Origin of the sequence: Burkholderia savannae (genome assembly GCF_001524445.2) — a bacterium.
Taxonomy (GTDB): domain Bacteria; phylum Pseudomonadota; class Gammaproteobacteria; order Burkholderiales; family Burkholderiaceae; genus Burkholderia; species Burkholderia savannae.
Window position 1 is genome coordinate 2,182,596 of record NZ_CP013417.1, and the last position, 22,213, is coordinate 2,204,808.

Genomic DNA, 22,213 nt, shown 5'->3' on the forward strand with positions numbered 1-22,213 from the left:
TCGGCGCCAGCCGACGCGCGCGCTCGCGCGCCAGTCACGACAAAGATAGGGAGACATCAACGATGCGGACACAGGTCCAGCGCGCCCAGCGCACGCCGCCGTTTCACCGTACGCGCGGCGCATGGCGCGCCATGTGCACGGCCATTTCGGCTTCACGCTGGTTCCTGCGCTCGTGCGCGGGAACGGCGGTCACGCTCGCCGTTCTGAGCGCGGGATGCGCGGAATCGACGCCCAAGACCGATCGCGGCAGCGCCACGTCGACGGCGATCGAGCGCGCGAAGGCCGATCGCGTCGCGCGCGAGCAGCAGATCGCACGGACCGTGCCGACGCTCGCGTCGATCAAGGTCGACCAGCTACGCCCGCTCACGCTGCGCGATTCCGGCCAGAGCGGCACGCTCGCGTTCCTGCGCGAAGTCGATTTCCGCATCGTCGGCGATCTCGGCTTCCTTGTCCACGAGTTGTCGGCGACGCTCGTGCCGACTCGTCCCGGCGCACCCGCCGTCTTCGACGATCCGACGAGCTTCGACATCGCCGTGCACCACGGCACCGTGACGCTCGACGATACGAAGCTCAACGCGCTCTTCGGCGGCTACATCTTCGGCTACCGCAATGCGCCGCTGCGAAACGTGCGCGTGACGGCGGGCGAAGGCTTCCTCGACATCCGCGGCGAAATGCAGCGAGACGGCTGGGTGCCGTTCTCGCTGAGGGGCAAGCTGGAGATTCGCGACGGCTCGACGCTCGTCTTTCGCCCGACCGACGTGCACGTCTCGGGCATCGACGCGGGCCCCGTGATGCGGGCCGCGAAAGTGCAAGTGTCGGATCTGCTGAAGATCGACACGCCGATCGTGAAGCTGAACGGCAACGATCTCGTGCTGAACGTGGACAAGCTGCTGCCGCCGCCCCATCTGAAGATCAACATCGTCGCGCTGAAACTCACGCCCGCCGGCCTCGACCTCGTGCTCGACGACGGCACGAAGGCGGGCTTCACGATGCCGGAGAACGCGCCGAAGCACGCGATGTATCTGCGCGGCGGCGACGTGAAATTCATGCGCACGATGCCGATGAACGCGGACATCGTGATCTATCCGCCGCGCGAGTCATCGCCGGACGACGCGTTCGTGTTCGACATGTATCACTACCGCGAGCAGCTCGTCGCCGGCTATTTCAACTTCGAGCCGAGCGGCGCGCTGTCGATCCTGATGCCGTCGTACCGGCAGGTCGCGCGCCCCGCCGCACCGGGCATCGGCAGCGCGTCCGCGCGGATGAACGACAGCCTGATCGACGCGCAGCAGTCGAACCTGAACGAAGCGCGCCGCCAATGGGAGGCATTCGCGATCGCACCGCACGGCGGCGCGCCGCAGTCCAACTTCCGCAAGGTGGCCGCGCGGCCGGGCGGCGACGTGACGGCCTTCGGCCCGCGCCATATCTCGAACGGCACGACCACGATCCACCTGCACAACGCCGATTTCTACATCGCCGGCAACATCGGCTTTCGCGTCGACGATCTCGTCGTCCAGCTCGTCGCGAAACGCGCGGGCGAGCCCGTCGACCTCGACGATCCGAATCAGTACGACATCCGCATCGTGAGCGGCTCGGTGCTCGCGCCGTGGGACGCGATGTCCGACCTCTTCAACCGCCATCTGCTCGACTATTCGCCGCGCTCGCTGAACGATCTGAAGCTGAGCGCCGACGGCGACATGCTGCGCGTGCAGGGCGGCCTCAAGCTGTGGAACCAGGTGCCGCCCGGCGTGTGGCTGCCGGCCGACATGAAGGGCACGCTGTCGCTCCTCGACGATCGCCATCTCGCGTTCACGCCGACGCAGGTGTCGGTGCTCGGCGTGCCGCAGGCGAAGCTGCTGCGCGCGCTCGGCATCGAGCTGTCGTCGCTCGCGCCGCTCAAGCGTCGCGGCGCCGAGCTGCGCGGCAATGCGCTCGTGCTCGACCAGTACACGGTGTTCCCGTCGCCCATGCTGGTCGGCCACATGTCGCAGGCGACGGTCGAGCCGGACGGCCTGCGCCTCACGTTCCGCCCGGCGCCGAACGCGCCCGGTCTGCGCCCGCCCGCGAACCTTCCGAACAGCTACCTGTGGCTCGAAAGCGGCGATACGAAGATGTTCAACGTCCTCGTGCTGAACATGCGCATTCTCGTCGAGGACACGACGAAACAGCGGGTGCGCTTCGATCTCTACGACTACCGCGACGTGGTCTCGCGCGGTGCGGTGCGGATGGTGCACGACGGCACGCTGTACGTCGACGTCGGCAAGAAGGACCCGCTCGCGCGGTGATTCGCGCCGCGCGCGGCGCGGCCTCCGCGGGGAAACAGCGCGAAAAAAAGCCCGTGCGATCCAAGGTTCGCACGGGCTCGTCTACGATTGCCGGCCACTTGCCGCTCGAGGCGCGCGGCCTCGGCACATCCTGCGCTCCCTCGACGCCGCGCTCAGCCGCGCTTGAGGCTGTCGATCACGTCGAGAAGCGCCCGGCGCAACTGCGCGACGTCGATCGTGTCGCCCGTTGCCGGCTCGGCCGCATGCTGCTCCAACTCGCCCGGCTCGGGCGGCGCTCTCCGCTCGCTGCCGACCGTGTCGAGCCGGTTGCGCGCGCCGTTGATCGTGAAGCCCTGCTCGTACAGCAGCTCGCGAATCCGCCGGATCAGCAGCACCTCGTGGTGCTGGTAGTAGCGGCGGTTCCCCCGCCGCTTCACCGGGCGCAGCTGCGTGAACTCCTGCTCCCAATACCGCAGCACGTGGGGCTTCACGCCGCACAATTCGCTCACTTCCCCGATCGTGAAGTAGCGCTTCGCGGGAATCGGAGGCAGCACGACTTTCTCAACCGTCGACGTCATCGTCAGTTAACCGTCGGTAAGGGCGCGGGCGCTCCGCGCAGGTGGCGAAGCGCCGGCTCAGCGCACGAGATCCGATTCGGCGCCGTTTTCGACGAGCGCCTTCAGCTTCTGGCTCGCGTGGAACGTCACGACACGGCGCGCGGCGATCGGAATCGCCTCGCCCGTCTTCGGATTGCGCCCCGGCCGCTGCGGCTTGTCGCGCAGCTGGAAATTGCCGAAGCCGGACAGCTTCACGCTCTCGCCATTCTCGAGGGCATCGCGGATCACCTCGAAGAACGCCTCGACCATGTCCTTCGCCTCGCGTTTGTTGAGGCCGACGCTGTCGAACAGCAGCTCGGCCAGCTCGGCCTTCGTCAGCGTCGGCGTATCGCCGGCGGGCGGCGACGCCGGGACGTCGCGGGACATGGCGCTGCGCTGCGCCGTCAGAAGGGCTTCAAATTCACTCGAGTTCATGTCGTTCATATCTGCAAAACTAGCGCGTCAAACTTGGACAAAAACACTGACGAAAGCGGCGGCTTCCGCCACTTTCGCGCCCTATCCGCGCAAACGCGCGCCATAGACTCGAGCCATGCGATCCACGAGGGTCTGAATCGCCAGATCGACCGTCTCGTCCTGCAAGGTTCCGGCCGCATCCTGCAGCGTGACGCGGAACGCAAGGCTTTTCTCGTGGGCTGACAACCCACTGGAAGTATTTGATTTTGCACGAAATTCATCAAAGAGCGCAACCTTCTGGACGAACTTGCACGCGTCTTCGGCGAGCGCCTTCTTCATCTCGTCGAAAAGCGCCTGCACTTCGACCTTCTGGTCTACCACGACCGCGATGTCGCGACGCACCGGCGGGAACTTCGACACCTCGGACGGCGCGGGCAGCGCGCGCGCGACAAGCGCGTCCGCGTCGATCTCGAACATCACGGGCGCGTGCGGCAGCTCGTACTTCTGCATCAGGCGCGGGTGCAGCTCGCCGATCCAGCCGACCGCGCGGCCGTCGACTTCGATCTGCGCGCTGCGCCCCGGATGCAGCGCCGCATGCTCGGCCTTCACGAAGCGCGCCGCGACGGGGGCCAACAGCGCCTCGAGATCGCCCTTCACGTCGAAATAATCGACCTGGCGCGTCGCCACGCCCCACTGCTCGTCCGCAACGGGCCCGTACGCGAGCGCGCCGACGCGCTTCGGCTGCGCGTAGCCTTCGACCGCGAGCTCGCCCGCCTTCACCGCAGGATCGGCGACGAACACGCGCCCCGTCTCGAACACGCGCACGCGATCGGCGCGGCGGTTCAGGTTGTGGCGCAGCACGCCGACGAGGCTGCCGAACAGCGTCGTGCGCATCACGGAGAGCTGGCTCGCGATCGGGTTCAGCAGACGCACCGGCTCGTCGTTGCCGGCGAAGTCGCGCTCCCACTCGGCATCGACGAAGCTGAAGTTGACCGTTTCCGCGTAGTCGCGCGCGGCGAGCGCGTGACGGATCGCGTGAATCGAGCGGCGCGTCTCGTCGGTCGCGCGCATCTCGCTCGTCGCGACGGGCGGGCGCGCGGGAATCTTCTCGAAGCCGTGAATCCGCGCGACTTCCTCGATCAGATCCTCTTCGATCTCGATGTCGAAGCGGTGCGGCGGCGGCGTCACGCTGAACACGTCGCCGTCGCGCTCGAATGCGAGGCCAAGGCGCGTGAAGATTTGCGCGACTTCGTCGCCGCCGATCTCGACGCCGATGATCCGGTTCGCGCGCGACACGCGCATCGTGACGGGCGCGCGCTGCGGCAGGTTCGCGATCTGATCGTCGACGGGGCCCGCCTGGCCGCCGCAGATGTCGAGGATCAGCTGCGTGATCCGCTCGACATGCTCGACGGTCGTCGAGTAATCGACGCCGCGCTCGAAGCGATGCGCCGCGTCGGTCGAGAAGTTGTACTTGCGCGCGCGGCCGCGAATGCTGTCCGGCCACCAGAACGCCGCTTCGAGATAGATGTTCGTCGTGTCGAGCGTGACGGCCGTGCTGTCGCCGCCCATGATGCCCGCGAGGCTCTCGACTTGGGCGTCGTCGGCGATCACGCCGACCGTCTCGTCAAGCTCGACCGTGTTGCCGTTCAGCAGCTTGAGCGATTCGCCGCGCTTGCCCCAGCGCACGCGGATGCCGCCGTGGATCTTGTCGAGATCGAACACGTGCGACGGGCGGCCCAGCTCGAACATCACGTAGTTCGAGATGTCGACGAGCGCGGACACGCTGCGCTGGCCGGCGCGCTCGAGGCGCTCGACCATCCATCGCGGCGTCTTCGCGCGCGCGTTCACGCCGCGGATCACGCGGCCGGAGAAGCGGCCGCACAGGTCGGGCGCGGCAATCTCGACGGGCAGCGTCTCCGTCAGCTCGGCGAGAACCGGCCGGATGTCGGGCGCCGTGAGCGGCGCGCCCGTGATCGCGGCCGTCTCGCGCGCGATACCGAACACGGACAGGCAGTCCGCCTTGTTCGGCGTCAGCTTGATTTCGAAGACGGTGTCGTCGAGGTTCAGCGCTTCCCGGATGTCCTGGCCGACGGGCGTGTCCTCCGGCAGGATCATGAGACCGCTGTGGTCCTCGGAAAGCTTCAGCTCGCGCGCCGAGCAGAGCATCCCCTGGCTCTCGACGCCGCGCAGCTTCGACAGCTTGATCGCGAACGGCACGCCGCCTTCCTCGGCGGGCGGCAGCTTCGCGCCGACGAGCGCGACGGGCACCTTGATGCCCGGCTCGACGTTCGGCGCGCCGCAGACGATCTGCAGCGTCGCGCCCGTGCCGGCGTCGACCTGGCAGACGTTGAGCTTGTCCGCATCCGGATGCTTGACCACCTCGAGCACGCGGCCGACGACGATCTTCTCGGTCGGCGCCGCCGCCGGGCGCAGCGACTCGACCTCGAGCCCCGCCATCGTCAGCGCGTGCGACAGTTCGTCCGTCGTCAGTTGCGGATCGACAAAGGTTCTCAGCCAGGATTCAGGGAATTGCATGGATATCCACGTTCGAAACAGGTTAGATCGAGGCCCGGCGCGCCGCCTCGGTGGGCCGGCCGGGCGCGGAGCGGGACGGTCGCGCCGTTACGCGAACTGCCGCAGGAAGCGCAGGTCGTTCTCGAAGAACAGACGCAGGTCCTGCACGCCGTAGCGCAGCATCGTCAGCCGCTCGAGGCCGCTGCCGAACGCGAAGCCGATGTAGCGCTCGGGGTCGAGGCCCATGTTGCGAATCACCGCCGGATGCACCTGGCCGGAGCCGGAGATCTCGAGCCATTTGCCCGCGTTCTTGCCGTGCTCGAACATCATGTCGATCTCGGCCGACGGCTCGGTGAACGGGAAGTACGACGGACGGAAGCGCACGAGGATGTCGTCGCGCTCGAAAAATTTCTTCAGGAAATCAGTGTAGACGCCCTTCAGGTCGGCGAAGCTGACGTTCTCGTCGATCCACAGGCCTTCGACCTGGTTGAACATCGGCGAGTGCGTCGCGTCGCTGTCGACGCGGTACGTGCGGCCGGGCGCGATCACCTTGATGGGCGGCCGGTTCATCCGCGCGTAGCGGACCTGCATCGGGCTCGTGTGCGTGCGCAGCAGGAGCGGACGGCCGTCGGCATCCTTGCCGTCGACGTAGAACGTGTCCTGCATCGAGCGCGCCGGATGGTTCTCCGGGCTGTTCAATGCGGTGAAGTTGTACCAATCGGTTTCGATCTCGGGGCCGTCGGCCACGTCGAAGCCGATCGAGCGGAAAATCTGTTCGACGCGCTCCCACGTGCGCATCACCGGATGGAGGCTGCCCGCGCCCGTGCCGCGCCCCGGCAGCGTGACGTCGATCGCCTCGGCGGCGAGACGCTGGTTCAGGAGCGCGTCGGCGAGCGCCTGGCGGCGCGCGTTCAGCGCGGCTTCGACCTGCTGCTTCGCGACATTGATGCGCGCGCCTTCCGTCTTGCGCGCCTCGGGATCGAGCTTGCCGAGGCCCTTCAGCAGCTCGGTCAGCGCGCCCGACTTACCGAGAAACCGCGCCTTCTCGTTCTCGAGCGTGGTGATATCCGCAGCCCCTTCGAACGACTGCTGCGCGTCGGCGACAATCTGGTCCAGATCCATTGATCCCATCACTTCCAACGTCAGTTGTGCTCGTCGAGCGAAACGCCCGACCCAACAAAAAAGGGGCTCGGAAGAGCCCCGTTTTCGCTGCAGCGGCCGCGACTACCGGAACATCGCTGCAGCTCACCACGCAGTGCTAATTTCGCAATTAGGCTGCAACGGCGGCTTTCACCTGCTTCACGATCGCGGCAAAAGCTGCCTTGTCGAACACCGCCATGTCGGCCAGCACCTTGCGGTCGAGTTCGATCGACGCCTTCTTCAGGCCGTTGATGAACACGCTGTAGGTCATGTCGTGCTGACGCACGGCCGCATTGATACGCGTGATCCACAGTGCGCGGAACACACGCTTCTTGTTGCGACGGTCGCGGTACGCATACTGGCCAGCGCGCATCACCGCCTGCTTGGCGATGCGGTAGACGTTGTTGCGGCGGCCGCGATAACCCTTGGCCAGGTTGATGATCTTCTTGTGACGGGCCCGTGCGGTTACCCCACGTTTGACTCGAGGCATGTTTCTCTCCTGTGAGTATCGGTTGAGGGGTTACGCGAACGGGAGCATCGCGCGGACGGAGTTCAGATCGGAATCATGAACTGCCGTGGCGCCGCGCAGGTGACGCTTGTTCTTCGTGGTTTTCTTGGTCAGGATGTGACGCTTGAAGGCTTGACCGCGCTTGACGGTGCCGCCCGGACGCACCACGAAGCGCTTTGCAGCGCTCTTCTTGGTCTTCATCTTAGGCATGACGAACAACTCCAGTTTATTTGATGGAGGTGGGTGTGCGGTTGGCTTGCGCCCTCAACCCGCCCTTCGGAACCCAGTCCACTTGTGTACGGCGCGTGCGCTCGCGCGATCGCCGTCGTTTCAGGCACGCCGCCCCGACCGGACGACGCGCCGAACCACTTCACCGAGCCGCCGCGCACGCGCGCGGCACGCCCGTTACTTCTTCTTTTTCGGCGAGAGCACCATGATCATCTGGCGCCCTTCCATTTTCGGCATCTGCTCGACCTGACCGACTTCGTCGAGGTCGGTGCGCAGACGCTCGAGCATCCGCATGCCGATTTCCTGGTGAGCCATTTCACGGCCGCGGAAACGCAACGTGATCTTCGTCTTGTCGCCTTCCTCGAGGAAGCGCACCAGATTGCGAAGCTTGACGTTGTAATCGCCGTCATCGGTCCCTGGGCGGAATTTCACTTCCTTGACCTGGATGACCTTTTGCTTGAGCTTCGCCTCGTGCTGCTTCTTGGCTTCCTGGTACTTGAACTTGCCGTAATCCATCAGACGGCAAACCGGCGGAGCCGCTTGCGGCGCGATCTCCACCAGGTCAACATCCAGTTCTTCCGATTTACGGAAAGCCTCGGCGAGTTTCACGATGCCGATGGGCTCGCCATCGACCCCGACCAGACGCACTTCCGGTGCAGTGATTTCACCGTTGATGCGATGCGACGACTTATCAGTAGCGATGTTACGTTTCCTCTAAAAATTAAAAAAACGAGCCGCGCTGCCAGGGCGGTTACTTGAACGTCCGAATGTCCTCATGCAGACGCTCAACGAAGGCTTCGACGGGCATCACACCCAGATCGACGCCGCCACGGGCACGCACGGCTACCGTTTGTGCTTCACGCTCTTTATCGCCTACAACGAGCAGATAGGGAACTTTTTCGAGCGTGTGCTCGCGTATTTTATAGCTAATTTTCTCGTTGCGCAAATCGGCTGACACTCTAAGCCCTTGTTTTTGCAACGATTGAGCAACAGTCTGAGCATATTCCGCCTGACTTTCGGCGATATTCAGCACAACCGCGTGGACGGGCGCGAGCCAAACCGGCATTGCACCAGCGTGGTGCTCGATCAGAATCCCGAGAAAACGCTCCATCGAGCCGACGATCGCACGGTGAAGCATCACCGGCCGGCGGCGGCTGTTGTCCTCGGCGACGTACTCGGCGCCGAGCCGCTCGGGCAGCATCAGGTCGAGCTGCAGCGTGCCGCACTGCCACGAGCGACCGAGCGCGTCCTTGATGTGGTACTCGATCTTCGGACCATAGAACGCACCCTCGCCCGGCAGTTCCTCCCACGCCAGACCGCACGCCTTCAGCGCATTGCGCAGCCCCTCCTCCGCGTGCTCCCACGTCTCGTCCGAGCCCATCCGCTGCTCCGGGCGCAGCGACAGCTTGATGTCGATGCGCTCGAAACCGAAATCCTCGTAGACGCTCATCGCGAGCTTGTTGAACGCGATCGCCTCGGCGTTGATCTGGTCTTCCGTGCAGAAAATGTGCGCATCGTCCTGCACGAAGCCGCGCACGCGCATCAGCCCGTGCAGCGCGCCCGACGCCTCGTTGCGGTGGCACGAGCCGAATTCCGCGTAACGCAGCGGCAGATCGCGATACGAGCGCAAGCCGTGCTTGAACACCTGCACGTGGCCCGGGCAGTTCATCGGCTTGACCGCGTAGTCGCGCTTCTCCGACTCCGTCGTGAACATGTTCTCGCGATAGTTCTGCCAGTGGCCGGACGCCTCCCACAGCGAGCGGTCCATGATCATCGGCGTCTTGATCTCGAGGTAGCCGGCCGCGTCGAGACGGCGGCGCATGTACTGCTCGACCTGCTGCCACAGCGTCCAGCCCTTCGGGTGCCAGAACACCATGCCGGGCGCCTCCTCCTGGATGTGGAACAGGTCGAGCTGCTTGCCGAGCTTGCGGTGGTCGCGCTTTTCCGCCTCTTCGAGCATGTGCAGGTACGCATCCTGGTCTTCCTTCTTCGTCCAGGCCGTGCCGTAGATCCGCTGCAACTGCTCGTTCTTCGAATCGCCGCGCCAATATGCGCCCGCGACCTTCATCAGCTTGAAGACCTTCAGCTTGCCCGTCGACGGCACGTGCGGGCCGCGACACAGATCGGTGAAGGCGCCGTGCGAATACAGCTTGATCTCGTCGCTCGCCGGAATCGATTCGATGATCTCGGCCTTGTATTTCTCGCCGATGCTCCGGAAGTACGACGCCGCTTCGTCGCGCGACACGACGCGGCGCGTGACGGCCTCGTCCTTCTTCGCGAGCTCCTGCATGCGCCTTTCGATCTTTTCGAGATCCTCGGGCGTGAAGGGGCGATGGTACGAGAAGTCGTAATAGAAGCCATTGTCGATCACGGGCCCGATCGTCACCTGCGCGTCCGGATACAGTTCCTTCACCGCGTAGGCAAGCAAGTGAGCGGCCGAGTGGCGAATGATGTCGAGGCCGTCGGCGTCCTTGTCGGTGACGATCGCGAGCGATGCATCGCGGTCGATCAGCGCGGACGTGTCGACGAGCTCGCCGTCGAGCTTGCCACCAAGCGCGGCCTTCGCAAGACCAGGGCCGATCGACGCCGCCACTTCGGCGACCGTCACCGGATGCTCGTATTGGCGAACCGAGCCGTCGGGCAAGCGTATCGAAACCATATAGCAATCTCCGTGATGCCGTCAGTGAGCGGCAGACTATCTATCAACGCGCGAAAGCGCCAACGAAAACGCGCGACAAAAAAAATGCGGCCCCGCTTTCGAGGGGCCGCATTTCGATACATCAAAACCACAAGGCGAAAACGTTCCTCGACTAGCGTCGCTCCGAATGGGTTTCGGTCAACGTTCGCGGTGTCATAACCGTATTCGCCTTTTGCGTAGAAATTCTCTACTGCCGCCGAAGCCCGACAAATCGAGCTTCGACCGATGTCGTTGGTAGGCTCGATTGGATTCGAACCAACGACCCCCACCATGTCAAGGTGGTGCTCTAACCAACTGAGCTACGAGCCTGAAGAAGCTGAAATTATATGGAGCCCTTTCCGCCCTGGCAAGCGTTTTTGTGCTTTCTGTTCGAAAAAGTTCGCAACCCGTTGCCGCGCGGCGGCGCACGGCCGGCGCTCACGCCTTGCGAGCCGCCCGCACGACGCCCTGAACCTCGCCGAGCAGCGTGCATGCCCGCTGCACCTGCGACGCGCTCGACACCTCGACCGTGAACTGCATGAACGCCGCGTTGCGGCGGCTTTGCGTCTTCACGCCGATCACGTTCATCTTCTCCCGCGCGAACACTTCGGAGATGTCGCGAAGCAGCCCTTGCCGATCGGTCGCCTCGATCATCAGGTCCACCGGATAGACAGACGCGCCGCGCCCGCCCAGCACGTCGGCCGACCAGGTCGTCTGCAGCACGCGCTCAGGCGCGCGCTCGGCCATCCGGCGGAACATCGCGCAATCGCTGCGGTGGATCGACATCCCCTTGCCGCGCGTGACGAAGCCGCTGATCGGATCGGGCGGCGCCGGACGGCAGCAGCGCGCGAGCTGCGTGAGCAGCGCGTCGACGCCGACGACGAGCACGCCCGTCGACGCGCCGTGCGCGACGTTCGCGCCGCTCGCGCGTTTCTCGAAGTTCGCGGGCGCTTCCGGCTCGGGCTCGGGCGCCGGCGCGTCGGACAGCGCCTGCTCGACGTTGCGCAGGCTGAATTCTTCCTTGCCAACGACCGAAAACAGTTCGTCGGGCGACTTGAAGCCGAGCTTCGCCGCGAGATGCTCGAGATTCACCGAGGTCCTGCCCTCGCGCTGCAGCGTCTTCTCGACGAGCGCGCGGCCGTGCGCGATGTTTTCCTGCTGGTCGACCGCGTTGAACCACGCGCGCACTTTCTGGCGCGCACGCGAGCTGTGCAGATAGCCGAGTTGCGAATTGAGCCAGTCGCGCGACGGGCCGCCCTCCTTCACCGCGACGATTTCGACCGTCTGTCCGTTTGCAAGCGGCGTATTGAGCGGCACCATCACGCCGTCGACGCGCGCGCCGCGGCAGCGGTGGCCGAGCTCGCTGTGCAGGTGATACGCGAAATCGACGGGCGTCGCGCCCTGCGGCAGCGCGATCACGCGCGCCTGCGGCGTCAGCACATAGATGTGGTCGTCGTCGAGCGTCGTCTCGCGCAGTTGCGCCCATGCCTCATGACCGATCGCGTCCCCGCCGCCGCTATCCGCGACTTCGTCCTTCCACGCGAGCAGTTGGCGCAGCCAGGCGATCTTCTCGTCGTACTTCTCGCTCGCCGAGAACTGGCCGCCGTAGCCGCGCGCGCCCGCCTCCTTGTAACGCCAGTGCGCGGCGACGCCATATTCGGCGAAGCGGTGCATCTCGTGCGTGCGGATCTGCACTTCGAACGCGCGGCCGTCGTCGCCGATCACGACCGTGTGCAGCGACTTGTACCCGTTCGGCTTCGGCCGGGAGATGTAGTCGTCGAACTCCTTCGGCACCGGCTGCCACAGGTGGTGGACGATGCCGAGCACGGTGTAGCAATCCTCGATGTCCGGCACGATCACGCGAAACGCACGCACGTCGTAGAGCTCGGAGAAGTCGAGCTCCTTGCCGCGCATCTTGCGCCAGATACTGTAGATGTGCTTCGGACGGCCGCTCACTTCGGCCTGGATATGCGCGGCCGCGAGCTCGTGCTGCAGCCGCTCGATCGCCTCGGCAACGTACGCCTCACGCTCGACGCGCTTCTCGTCGAGCAGCTTCGCGATGCGCTTGTAGGTGCCGGGGTCCTCGAAGCGGAACGCGAGATCCTCGAGCTCCCACTTCAGTTGCCAGATGCCGAGCCGGTTCGCGAGCGGCGCGTAGATCTCGAGCGTCTCGCGCCCGACGTCGGGCGGCGGCTCGATTTTCGCGGCCGCATAGTAGCGCAGCGACTGCAGTCGCGACGCGAGCCTGATCAGTACGACGCGGATGTCCTGCGCGAACGCGAGCAGCATCTTGCGCAGCGCCTCGATCTGCGCGCGCCGCTCCGCCTGCGCGTCGCGGCCCGTGTCGACGGGCGCGCTCTGCGCGGCGCGCAGACTCACGGTGCCGAGGCGCAGCAGCTTGCGCACGTCGGTGACGAGGCGCGCCACCTCGTCGCCGAAGCGCTCGGCGATCTGCTTCTCGGGATCGCTCAGATACGGCGCGAGCGCGAAGAGCGCCGCCGCCTGCGTCGCGGGCGGATCGACGTTAAGGCGCTGCATGATCGTCGACGTGCCCGCCGCATGATCGACGAGCAACTCGCCCGACGGCAAGCGCGCATCGCCCGCGTGCTCGCGCACGAACGCGAGCACGTCGTCGAGCGACGGCGCCGCGGCGGTGGCGCCGGATGCGGAATCAGCTGTCATCGTCGGGTATTGCATGTTGCCTGGAAAAACGTGTCGCGCTCCTGCTCAGCCGCGCTGCGCGGCGACGACCACCACTTCGACGAGGCATGCCGGATTCGCGAGCTTCGCCTCGACGGTCGCGCGCGGCGGCGTCGCGCCCGGTGCGACCCACGCGTCCCACACTTCGTTCATGCCCGGGAAGTTCGCCATGTCGGAGATGAAGATCTGCACCGACAGCAGATGCGACTTGTCGCTGTTCGCCTCGCCGAGCAGGCGATCGATGTGGCCGAGCACTTCGCGCGTCTGGCCCTTGATGTCCTGCGCCGTGTCCTCGGCGATCTGGCCCGCGAGGTAGACGGTGCCGCCGTGGATCGCGATTTCGGAAAGACGGGGGCCGACGTGGTGACGAGTAACTGCCATGAGAATTCCCGGTGAATGGTTGATCGGTGGACGGCGCCGCGAGCCCTCGGGCAGGCCGCGCCGAACCGCATATTATGACGCGTGCGGCGCATCGCCGACGAAAAATTGGCGAGCGATCGCGATCTGCGCGGCGCTCACGAACGCGGGCGCATGGCCCGCTTCGGCGATCTCGACGCTCGACACCGCGCGGCCGCGCGCCTTCATCGCTTCGACCGTGTCGCGCGAAAGCAGGTCCGACTGCGCGCCGCGCACGACAAGAAGCGGCCCCGCGAACTGCTCGAACGCATGCCAGAGCCAGGCCTCGCCCTGAGCGTTCGCTTCGGGCGTCGCGGCCTTGAACGGCTCGCCGATGCGCGGATCGTAGCGCGCGCGCCACGAGCCGTCCGCGCTCTGCACGAGGAGCGGCCGGTTCAGCGCGCGCCACTCGTCGGGCGTGAGCGGGCCGAACGGCAGCGATAGCGATTTCAGATAATCGACTCCCTCATCTTCGGTCGCGAAGCGCTTGTCGAGACCGACATACTCGCCGATCCGCCCGAGCGCAGCAGGCTCGATGTGCGGGCCGACATCGTTGACGATCATCTTGCCGAGCGGCGTGCCCGGCAGGCCGCCGAGCGCGACGCCGATCAGCCCGCCCATCGACGTGCCGAACCAGTCGACGCGCTCGACGTCGAGGCGCGCAATCAGCGTCACCATGTCGGCGACGTACTGCGGCAGGCCGTAGAGCTTCGGCTCCGCGAGCCAGTCTGAGCGGCCTCGGCCGACCACGTCGGGGCAGACGACGCGATAGACGTCGGACAGCGCCGCCGCGAGCCGATCGAAGTCGCGCCCCGAGCGCGTGAGGCCGTGTACGCAGACGAGCACGCGCGGATTCTCGGGATCGCCCCATTCGGTGTATGCGACGTGATGCAGGCCCACCGGGCTCGCGCATTGCACGCGGCGTTCGCGCGGGGAGACGGAAGTGGCAAGGTTCGATGACATCGGCGCTCCTGACGAACGGTCGGCATGGTCGAACGCTCGGCGCCCTAGTGGCGACGGGTGCCGAACAGATGAACCGATTGTAAACCGCTTCGTTGCAGACGGCCGATCGGCCGAACGGACAGACGCGCGACGTGCGGCGATCCGCGCGCCGCACTGAAACCGAGACGATCCATCGATCCATTTCGTCAATCGCATTTCCGGAAAACCGGATGCGCTTTTCCCATCGCGCGCCGCCGCGCCGCTGTTCGACGAATGAATGCGCCGTGCGCGCCCGCCAATGGCCGAGGCAATATGCAACGCTCGCCCGCGTCTGCTCCCGACGCGCGATTCGCGAGCCCGTCGCTCGCGCCCGCCTGCCATTCATCCTCGAAAGCGCCGCCGCGGAATCAACATCGCCGATTGGATTTCCTACGCTCGGCTCAACTCAACAAAAACGAATCTCCGATTCGCGCATTGTCAATCGTTGGAGCCGGCTGCCGCGCCGACGCCCTGTCTCGTGCCTCCTGCTCGACCGGCGAAAGGAAATGCACGATGCCCACGCAGATTTTGATCGTCGGCGACGGGCTCGGCGGCACGACGCTCGCCAACCATTCGCGCCGAAACCGCTCGACGAAGTCGCCCGCGACGACGCGCGGATCACGCTGCCGTCCGATTCGCCTGGCCACTACGACAAGCCGGCCTTCATGTACGTCGCGTTCGGCGCGTTCTTCCGCAACGCGCTGACACGCGCCGAGCGCTCGCTGCTGCGGCCCGAGATCGCGTTCGCCGTCGGTCGCGCGACGCATTTCGACTTCGCCGCGCAGCACGTGCGCACGACGAGCGACAAACGCTACGGCCATGACCACCTCGTGATCGCGACGGGTTGCGTGCCGTCGCCCGAGTGCATCGAAGGTCTCGCCGAAGCGAGCAACCATTTCTACCAGCATGAGCCCGAGCGGCAGCTCGCCAAGCGGATCGCGTCGATCAAGCGCGGCGTCGTGTTCGTCACCGTCACGTTTCCGAAGGCGCGCAACGTCCCGCACCAGTGCCGAATCGTGCCGATCAAGACCACGCTGATGTTCGACGACTGGCTGCGCCGCCGCGATGTGCGCAAGGTCGGAATCGTCCACACGTATCCGACCGCGTCGCAATTGCTGCGCGATTGCCTGCTCCTGCAAAAGCCGACCTGCGACGCGCTGCCCGCGATCTTCGAGGCGCGGCATCCGCCATCAGCGCGGCGTCACGCTCGCGCGCATCGGTCCGGCGCGCGGGATCGCATATTCGGAGGAAGGTGCCGAGCAGCCGTTCGACATCCTGAAGACGCCGCCGGTACGCGCGGCCGACGCCGTGCGCGAAAGCGGCGTATCGGAGACCGCCGACGGCGAGGGATCGCTGCCGACCGACCACGAGACGCTGCGCGTGCGCGGAGCGGAGAACGTCTACGCGATCGGCGACACCGTCGATTTGTCCGTCGGCAAGGCGGGCGGCGCGTGCCGCGGCAACTAGCAACTAGCAACTAGCAACTAGCAACTAGCAACTAGCAACTAGCAACTAGCAACTAGCAACTAGCAACGCGGACGGCCGACTGCGTCGCGAGTTCACTCCCCCGACGCGCCTGCTGCCGCGCGGCGCCGCGACACCGCGCAGCGATCTCCGCAAAACGCCCTGCGCCGCATCTGGGCACGCATCGCCCGATACGCGATCGAACGCGCGCCGGCGCCGGTCGGAGCAAAAACCTACAATCAGCCCTATCCCCACTTGGCGAACTACGCTGAGCAGGGATCGGGCCGACCATCTCATGACGCCCCACGTCTTCCCGAAGCGGGGGCATTTTCATCGCATCGTTCGCACTGTTGTGCTGCGAAAGCGCCGCCGCGCGACGGCCCAACTCACGCAAGCGCGCGCCCGCGCCGATGCCGCGCCGTCAGCCGACCGCGCTCACGTCGAGCGGCGCGCCCGTCTTCGCCTTGATCTCGTCGACGCTCACGCCGTCGGCGAGTTCGAGCACCCTGAGCCCGTCCGGCGTCACTTCGATCACGCCGAGATCCGTGATGATCAGGTCGACGACGCCCACGCCCGTCAGCGGCAGCGTGCATGCTTCGAGGATCTTGTGCTGGTCGCCCTTCGCGACGTGCTCCATCAGCACGACGACGCGCTTCACGCCCGCGACGAGATCCATCGCGCCGCCCATCCCCTTGATCATCTTGCCCGGGATCATCCAGTTCGCGAGGTCGCCGTTCTTGCTGACCTGCATCGCGCCGAGGATCGCGAGATTGATGTGGCCGCCGCGAATCATCGCGAACGAATCGGCGGACGAGAAGATCGACGAGCCGGGCAGCGTCGTCACAGTCTGCTTGCCGGCGTTGATGAGATCCGCGTCGACTTCGTCCTCGGTCGGCGACGGGCCGATCCCGAGCAAGCCGTTCTCCGATTGCAGCCACACCTCGACGCCCGCCGGCACGTGGTTCGCGACGAGCGTCGGCAGCCCGATGCCGAGGTTCACGTAGAAGCCGTCCTGCAATTCCTTCGCCGCGCGCGCGGCCATCTGATCACGATTCCAAGCCATCTCAGTCTCCTTTCGCGCGCACGACGCGTTGTTCGATGCGTTTTTCCGGCGTCGCGTTGAGCACGAGCCGCTGCACGAAAATGCCGGGCGTGTGGATCGCGTCGGGATCGAGCTCGCCGTTCTCGACGATCTCCTCCACCTCGGCAACCGTGATCCGGCCCGCCATCGCGCACATCGGATTGAAATTGCGCGCGGTGCGACGGTAGATCAGGTTGCCGGACTTGTCGGCCTTCCACGCCTTCACGAGCGCGACGTCGGCCGTGAGCGACGGCTCGAGCACGTAATGCTTGCCGTCGAACTCGCGCGTCTCCTTGCCTTCGGCGATCACGGTGCCGTAGCCCGTTTGCGTGAAGAACGCCGGAATGCCCGCGCCGCCCGCGCGCAGCTTCTCGGCGAGCGTGCCTTGCGGCGTGAACTCGAGCTCGAGCTCGCCGGACAGGTACTGGCGCTCGAACTCCTTGTTCTCGCCGACGTACGACGAGATCATCTTCTTGATTTGCCGGGTTTCGAGCAGAAGGCCGAGGCCGAAGCCGTCGACGCCCGCGTTGTTGCTGATGCAGGTGATGTCCTTCACGCCCGAATCGCGCAGCGCGGCGATGAGCGCTTCCGGAATGCCGCACAGGCCGAAGCCGCCGACCGCGAAGGTCTGGCCGTCATGGACCACGCCCTCGAGCGCGGCAGCCGCGCTTGGGTAGACTTTGTTCATCTGTATGTCCCTTCCTCTATGGAAACCAGCTCGACAGCCCGCGCGGCTCGCGCGCGCGACGGGCCCGTCGCACCATTCTAAGCACGCGCGGCCAATGCTGCCGCGACGCCGCTCCTTCTTCTGCTTTCTTCTGCCGTCCGTTCGCGGCATGGGCCGCGACATGTGTGAAAGGGTACGATGCGCGCCGGATGCGGCACAATACGCAAAAATACATAAGCGTTCGCCGCCGCTTGCGCGGCGCCCGATCACAGCCCGTCAGCGTCCATGCCCTCCATCGATTACAAGACCGCCTTCCATCTCGCGCCGATCGGCCTCGTGCTGTCGCACGACCGCGTCATCGAAGATTGCAACGACGAGCTCGCCGCGATCTTCCGCTGCGCGCGCATCGATCTGATCGGCCGGTCGTTCGAGGTGCTCTACCCGTCGTCCGACGAATTCGAGCGGATCGGCGAGCGCATCTCGCCCGTGATGATCGCGCACGGCAGCTACGCGGACGATCGCATCATGAAGCGCGCGACGGGCGAATTGTTCTGGTGCCACGTGACGGGCCGCGCGCTCGATCGCACGGCGCCGCTCGCGGCGGGCGTATGGACGTTCGAGGACCTGAGCGCGACGCGCCGCGTCGCGGTCGAGCTGACGCCGCGCGAGCGCGAGATCGCCGCGCAGCTCGTGACCGGCAAGACAAGCAAGCAGATCGGCCGCGTGCTCGACATCAGCTCTCGCACGGTCGACATCTACCGCGCGCGGCTGATGCGCAAATACGGAACGGGGAACACGCCCGAGCTGGTGCAGCGCCTGCTCGGGCAGTGACGGCCCGCGCGCCCCGCCGGGGCAGACGGCCGAGCACATGCACGCGAACGCATCCTGCCGTTGCGCGCCGAGGCAATCGGGAACGGCAATAAGCCGAGCGTCAGCCCCCGAACAGAACCGAGTCATTACCATCCAAAACTCAACAATTCCATTTCCCGATACCGATTAGATCGAATTTCCGCCCTACACTTTTTTCAGAAATTTATTTAACCTTGAGCAACACGATCCAAGTGAGTTACGCAATCTTCAACATCGGATGAAAAACAATACATCCCTATCCTTCACGCAATAAATATTTTGAGATAGCAAGAAAGTCGACCTTTTGGCAGGGCGTTTTCGCACCGTCCTGACCGAATCGGATGATCGATCGATCCTGTGCGGAAACAATGTCGACCGACACAGGAGCGCGACGATTTCATGCCGTCGGCGTGCCGCGCCGGGCATCGCGGGCAGCGGAACGCAACGCGGCCCGGCGGCCCCGGAACGGACTCGCGTCACCTGGTAGCACGCTGCGCCGGACTCTCGCATCGATCGAACAAACCCAATCCCGAATCAACTACGCCAATCCAAAAGGCCAGGTGAATTAATGATTATCTCGAGAGCAAGAGATTTATTTTTCATTTTCATGATTAACGTAATTGGATGCCAGGCGGCATTTTCTCAAACCAATACGCCGGTAACGGGAATCGATCTCGGCGGAGAAATTCTCGACATTATCAATCAGAATCCCAATAATCCTGCACAGGCAATCAATAACTATATGGCGGGCGTCGCCGCGATGAACGTGCGCTGGCTGCGCATTCACCTCAATTGGTCGGAAATCCAGCCGGCGTCGACATGGATCTTTACCAGCGATCCCAATCCCGGCGTCAGCAGCGGCCTGACCTGGGGCGCGACGGACATCGTCGTTCGGGCCGCCAGAAATTACGGAATGCGAATTCTCGGCGTGATCACGTTGACGCCGCGCTGGGCGGTGGGCTCGCAATGTCCGAGCAACTACCGCCTGTCGAGTAACGGCGCCTATGCGCTGTGCGCGCCGAATCCCACGTCGTACACCAACTTCGCGCGCGCGGCCGCCAAACACTACAGCAGCGACAGCTACGGCGGGAAAATCGACGCGTGGGAAATCTGGAACGAGCCGAATTGCGGGCCCAACTTCATCCCGCACGATCCGGTCCTCTATACCCAGCTCCTGAAGAGCGCGTATTCGGCGATCAAGCAAGCCAATCCGTCGGCGTCCGTCTATGCGGGCGGCAGCTCGGGATGCCTCACGTCGCCGAACAACGGCACGGGCGCGCTTCCGTCGAGCGGCGTGGCGGGCCTCGTGAATTCGGCGGATTCCCGCTACCCCGCGCCGACGCAATGGGAGCCCCGCGACTGGCTTGCCGTGATGTACGCGAACGGCGCGAAGGGATATTTCGACGGGCTCGCGCACCATCCGCACTGCCACAGCGACGATTGGCAATCGCCCCCCGATCAGTGCCCGAGCACGACCGTCAACTCCGTCTATCCGGATTACTCGAATCCGTTCAACATCATGTGGCACACGTTCTCGTCGCCCTCCTACGGCTGGCCGTCCCCTACCGGCAAGACGTTCGCCAGTTACACGGGGACGAGCCTGCGCGACCTGATGAACGCGAACGGCGACGGGGCCAAGCCCATCGTGATCACGGAATTCGGGGTCGCAACGACTGCGTCGGATGGCGCCGCCAATTTCACGGGCCAGCTGGGCGGCAGCGCACAGCAGTACACGAACGCCGATTTTCAGACGCTGGCGCCCTCGTACCTGACGCAAGCGAACCAGGCGCGCGAGTACCGGGCGCTAATGGCATGGATCGCCAACCAGCCTTACGGCCGGTTTGGCCCGGTTTACGCGTATTGCTACTCGGACATGACGCTGGCGTCGCCATACAGCGCGAACATCTACGAGCCGTATTTCGGCCTGGTGACGATCACCGGTTCGACGGGATCGAGCGGAACGGCCGGCGCGCCCAAGATCGCGGGCACGTATCAGGCCGTGTCTGGGCAGTACTATCCGGCCTGGCCCAACTTCGGCGCCGCCGCCGCGGCGGCGGCCAATCAGACCCCGGGCTACGCGCCGGTCGGCCCGGGCTGGTGACGCATCGGGAAAGCGGGCGATCCGACGGAAAGCCGCGCGCGGCACCGCGTACCGCAGCCGCCGCGCTTCGTGGGCGCGGGAACGTCCCGCTGCTTCGCCTCGAAATCAGCTCGGCCGCCGCGCCCCCGAACGCGTGACCGCCGGGGCACGCGCGATTTGCAGCGCTCGAGGCAGCAAGAGAAACGGCGCGCCGGCGTGCGGCGCGACGAGGCCACGGCGTACGCCGGCGCGCCGCCGCGCTTACGCGATCTTCGTCTGCAGCGCGCTTTCGATCGTGTTGCGCAGCATATCCGGCAGCGGCACCGACTTGCCGAGCGCGTAGTCGACCCACACGCAACGCGCAGCGCCGCGCGCGTACACGTGCTCGGGGCCGTCCGAGCGGGTCAGTTCGAACGCGGTGTCGAAGCTGCTGCGGCCGGGCTTGGCCGCCGACAGGCGCGCGATCACGTCGCCCGGATAATGCAGTTGCCTGAGAAACTCCATCGACGCATTGACGACGACGGGCCCCTGCCCCTCGCCGTTGCCGCCCGCGATGCCGAGCTTGCCGAACCACGTGACGCGCGCCTCCTCCATGTAGCGGAAGTAGACCGTGTTGTTCACGTGACCGAACGCGTCCATGTCGCCCCAGCGGATCGGCATCGACATTTCGAAAACAGGGGTGTAATCGCTCATCGCACTCTTCTTTTCTGCAAGGTGAAACCGTTCGGCGCGGCCGCTCACGCGAGCCCGAGGCCATCGTCGGCCGACACGATCGAGCCGTTGATGAACTGCGACTCGTCGGCGGCGAGGAGGAGCAACAGCCCGTCGAGATCCTGCGGCTTGCCGACCCGGCGGCGCGGCAGCATCGCCTGCAGCTTCTGCCCCTGCTCGGTTTCCCACAGATAGTGATTGATCTCGGTGTCGATGTAGCCCGGGCAGATCGCGTTCACGTTGATCCCGTGGCGGCCCCATTCGAGCGCCATCGCACGCGTCATGTGGACGACGGCCGCCTTGCTCATCGCATACAGGCCGATCTGCGAGAACGGCCGCAGCCCCGCGACCGACGCGATGTTGATGATCCGGCACGCCGGCTTCGCGCTGCCGCTGCCCGCGCGCATCATCATCCGCTTCGCGACTTCCTGCGCGACGAAGAACGCGCCGCGCGTGTTCGTATCGAATACATACTCGAAATCGGCCGGCGTCACGTCGACGAGCTTTTGCATCGTCGACACGCCCGAATTGTTGACCAGAATGTCGATCGTGCCCGCTTCCGTTTCAGCGTGCGCGACGGCCGCCTTGATGCTTTGATAATCGGTGACGTCGAGCGACACCACGTGCGCGGCGCCGCCCGCCGCCTCGATCTCCGCGCGCAGCTCCTTCAGGCGCTCGACGCGCCGGCTCGCGAGCACGACCTTCGCGCCCGCCTGCGACAGCACCTGCGCGAAGCGCTGCCCGAGACCGCTCGACGCGCCCGTGATGAACGCGACCTTGCCTTCCAGATTGATCGAACGGCCCATGCCGACTCCTCTTCGTTCCGATGACATCATGCCGCACCAGTATGCGACGTTCTCGTGCACGACCCAACCCATAAAATAGAACGATCGTGCTAATCTAGGATTCCGCTGTTGCGGCAAGCGTTTTATTTCGCCGACAA

At 65.3% G+C, this 22,213-nt stretch carries 17 protein-coding genes, 1 tRNA gene and 2 pseudogenes; 4 read left to right on the plus strand and 16 right to left on the minus strand.

Annotated elements, in window-relative coordinates; all coding sequences use genetic code 11:
- Positions 1-131: 131 nt before the first annotated feature.
- Positions 132-2,285, plus strand: a complete 2,154-nt coding sequence (locus WS78_RS10680; protein WP_059583145.1) for a hypothetical protein — start codon at positions 132-134, stop codon at positions 2,283-2,285.
- A 152-nt stretch (positions 2,286-2,437) separates the two neighbouring features.
- Here WS78_RS10680 and WS78_RS10685 read toward each other — a convergent pair whose 3' ends face one another.
- The 12 genes and pseudogenes from WS78_RS10685 to WS78_RS10740 all read right to left on the minus strand — a co-directional run bounded on the left by WS78_RS10685 (position 2,438) and on the right by WS78_RS10740 (position 14,764).
- On the minus strand, positions 2,438-2,842 hold the full coding sequence (locus WS78_RS10685) for a MerR family transcriptional regulator (RefSeq protein ID WP_038751229.1): 405 nt from the start codon (positions 2,840-2,842) through the stop codon (positions 2,438-2,440).
- A gap of 57 nt (positions 2,843-2,899) precedes the next feature.
- Positions 2,900-3,304 carry an integration host factor subunit alpha gene (locus WS78_RS10690; protein ID WP_038751231.1) on the minus strand — a complete coding sequence of 135 codons (405 nt, stop codon included), beginning with the start codon at positions 3,302-3,304 and terminating at the stop codon, positions 2,900-2,902.
- Between the two features lie 72 nt (positions 3,305-3,376).
- Positions 3,377-5,809: a phenylalanine--tRNA ligase subunit beta gene (gene pheT, locus WS78_RS10695; protein ID WP_038751233.1), complete on the minus strand. Its 2,433-nt coding sequence runs from the start codon at positions 5,807-5,809 to the stop codon at positions 3,377-3,379.
- Between the two features lie 87 nt (positions 5,810-5,896).
- Positions 5,897-6,910 carry a phenylalanine--tRNA ligase subunit alpha gene (gene pheS / locus WS78_RS10700; protein WP_059583141.1) on the minus strand — a complete coding sequence of 338 codons (1,014 nt, stop codon included), beginning with the start codon at positions 6,908-6,910 and terminating at the stop codon, positions 5,897-5,899.
- Positions 6,911-7,058: 148 nt separating this feature from the next.
- Complete coding sequence (gene rplT / locus WS78_RS10705) at positions 7,059-7,418, minus strand: 50S ribosomal protein L20 (protein ID WP_004192938.1); 360 nt, start codon at positions 7,416-7,418, stop codon at positions 7,059-7,061.
- A gap of 30 nt (positions 7,419-7,448) precedes the next feature.
- Complete coding sequence (rpmI, locus tag WS78_RS10710) at positions 7,449-7,646, minus strand: 50S ribosomal protein L35 (protein ID WP_004191477.1); 198 nt, start codon at positions 7,644-7,646, stop codon at positions 7,449-7,451.
- Between the two features lie 195 nt (positions 7,647-7,841).
- Positions 7,842-8,366 (minus strand): translation initiation factor IF-3, encoded by a 525-nt coding sequence (gene infC, locus WS78_RS10715; protein ID WP_081464034.1) that lies wholly within the window; start codon positions 8,364-8,366, stop codon positions 7,842-7,844.
- Between the two features lie 49 nt (positions 8,367-8,415).
- Positions 8,416-10,323, minus strand: a complete 1,908-nt coding sequence (gene thrS, locus WS78_RS10720; RefSeq protein ID WP_059583138.1) for a threonine--tRNA ligase — start codon at positions 10,321-10,323, stop codon at positions 8,416-8,418.
- 271 nt (positions 10,324-10,594) lie between these two features.
- Positions 10,595-10,671: transfer RNA gene (locus WS78_RS10725), tRNA-Val, on the minus strand.
- 108 nt (positions 10,672-10,779) lie between these two features.
- Positions 10,780-13,023, minus strand: coding sequence for a RelA/SpoT family protein (locus WS78_RS10730; RefSeq protein ID WP_059583199.1), 2,244 nt, complete (start codon positions 13,021-13,023; stop codon positions 10,780-10,782).
- 45 nt (positions 13,024-13,068) lie between these two features.
- Positions 13,069-13,422: a RidA family protein gene (locus tag WS78_RS10735; RefSeq protein WP_038751240.1), complete on the minus strand. Its 354-nt coding sequence runs from the start codon at positions 13,420-13,422 to the stop codon at positions 13,069-13,071.
- A 72-nt stretch (positions 13,423-13,494) separates the two neighbouring features.
- Positions 13,495-14,764 (minus strand): annotated as a pseudogene (locus WS78_RS10740) (alpha/beta fold hydrolase).
- Positions 14,765-14,931: 167 nt separating this feature from the next.
- Here WS78_RS10740 and WS78_RS10745 point away from each other — a divergent pair.
- A pseudogene (locus WS78_RS10745) lies at positions 14,932-15,873 on the plus strand (NAD(P)/FAD-dependent oxidoreductase); the annotation flags it as partial.
- 430 nt (positions 15,874-16,303) lie between these two features.
- Here the strand turns inward: WS78_RS10745 and WS78_RS10750 are convergent.
- Positions 16,304-16,945 carry a CoA transferase subunit B gene (locus WS78_RS10750; protein WP_038751243.1) on the minus strand — a complete coding sequence of 214 codons (642 nt, stop codon included), beginning with the start codon at positions 16,943-16,945 and terminating at the stop codon, positions 16,304-16,306.
- A gap of 1 nt (position 16,946) precedes the next feature.
- The gene (locus WS78_RS10755) at positions 16,947-17,651 is read right to left on the minus strand and encodes a CoA transferase subunit A (RefSeq protein WP_038751245.1); all 705 of its coding nucleotides are present in this window, start codon (positions 17,649-17,651) and stop codon (positions 16,947-16,949) included.
- Between the two features lie 264 nt (positions 17,652-17,915).
- Here WS78_RS10755 and WS78_RS10765 point away from each other — a divergent pair, with 264 nt between their 5' ends.
- The gene (locus WS78_RS10765) at positions 17,916-18,461 is read left to right on the plus strand and encodes a LuxR C-terminal-related transcriptional regulator (RefSeq protein ID WP_038751247.1); all 546 of its coding nucleotides are present in this window, start codon (positions 17,916-17,918) and stop codon (positions 18,459-18,461) included.
- A 586-nt stretch (positions 18,462-19,047) separates the two neighbouring features.
- Entirely contained in the window at positions 19,048-20,580 is a 1,533-nt protein-coding gene (locus WS78_RS10770) for a glycoside hydrolase 5 family protein (RefSeq protein ID WP_059583130.1), read from the plus strand.
- 240 nt (positions 20,581-20,820) lie between these two features.
- Here the strand turns inward: WS78_RS10770 and WS78_RS10775 are convergent, their stop codons facing one another.
- Together WS78_RS10775 and WS78_RS10780 are read right to left on the minus strand one after the other, a co-directional pair.
- Positions 20,821-21,252 (minus strand): acyl-CoA thioesterase, encoded by a 432-nt coding sequence (locus WS78_RS10775; RefSeq protein ID WP_038751251.1) that lies wholly within the window; start codon positions 21,250-21,252, stop codon positions 20,821-20,823.
- Positions 21,253-21,296: 44 nt separating this feature from the next.
- Complete coding sequence (locus WS78_RS10780; protein ID WP_038751253.1) at positions 21,297-22,076, minus strand: SDR family oxidoreductase; 780 nt, start codon at positions 22,074-22,076, stop codon at positions 21,297-21,299.
- Positions 22,077-22,213: the final 137 nt, after the last annotated feature.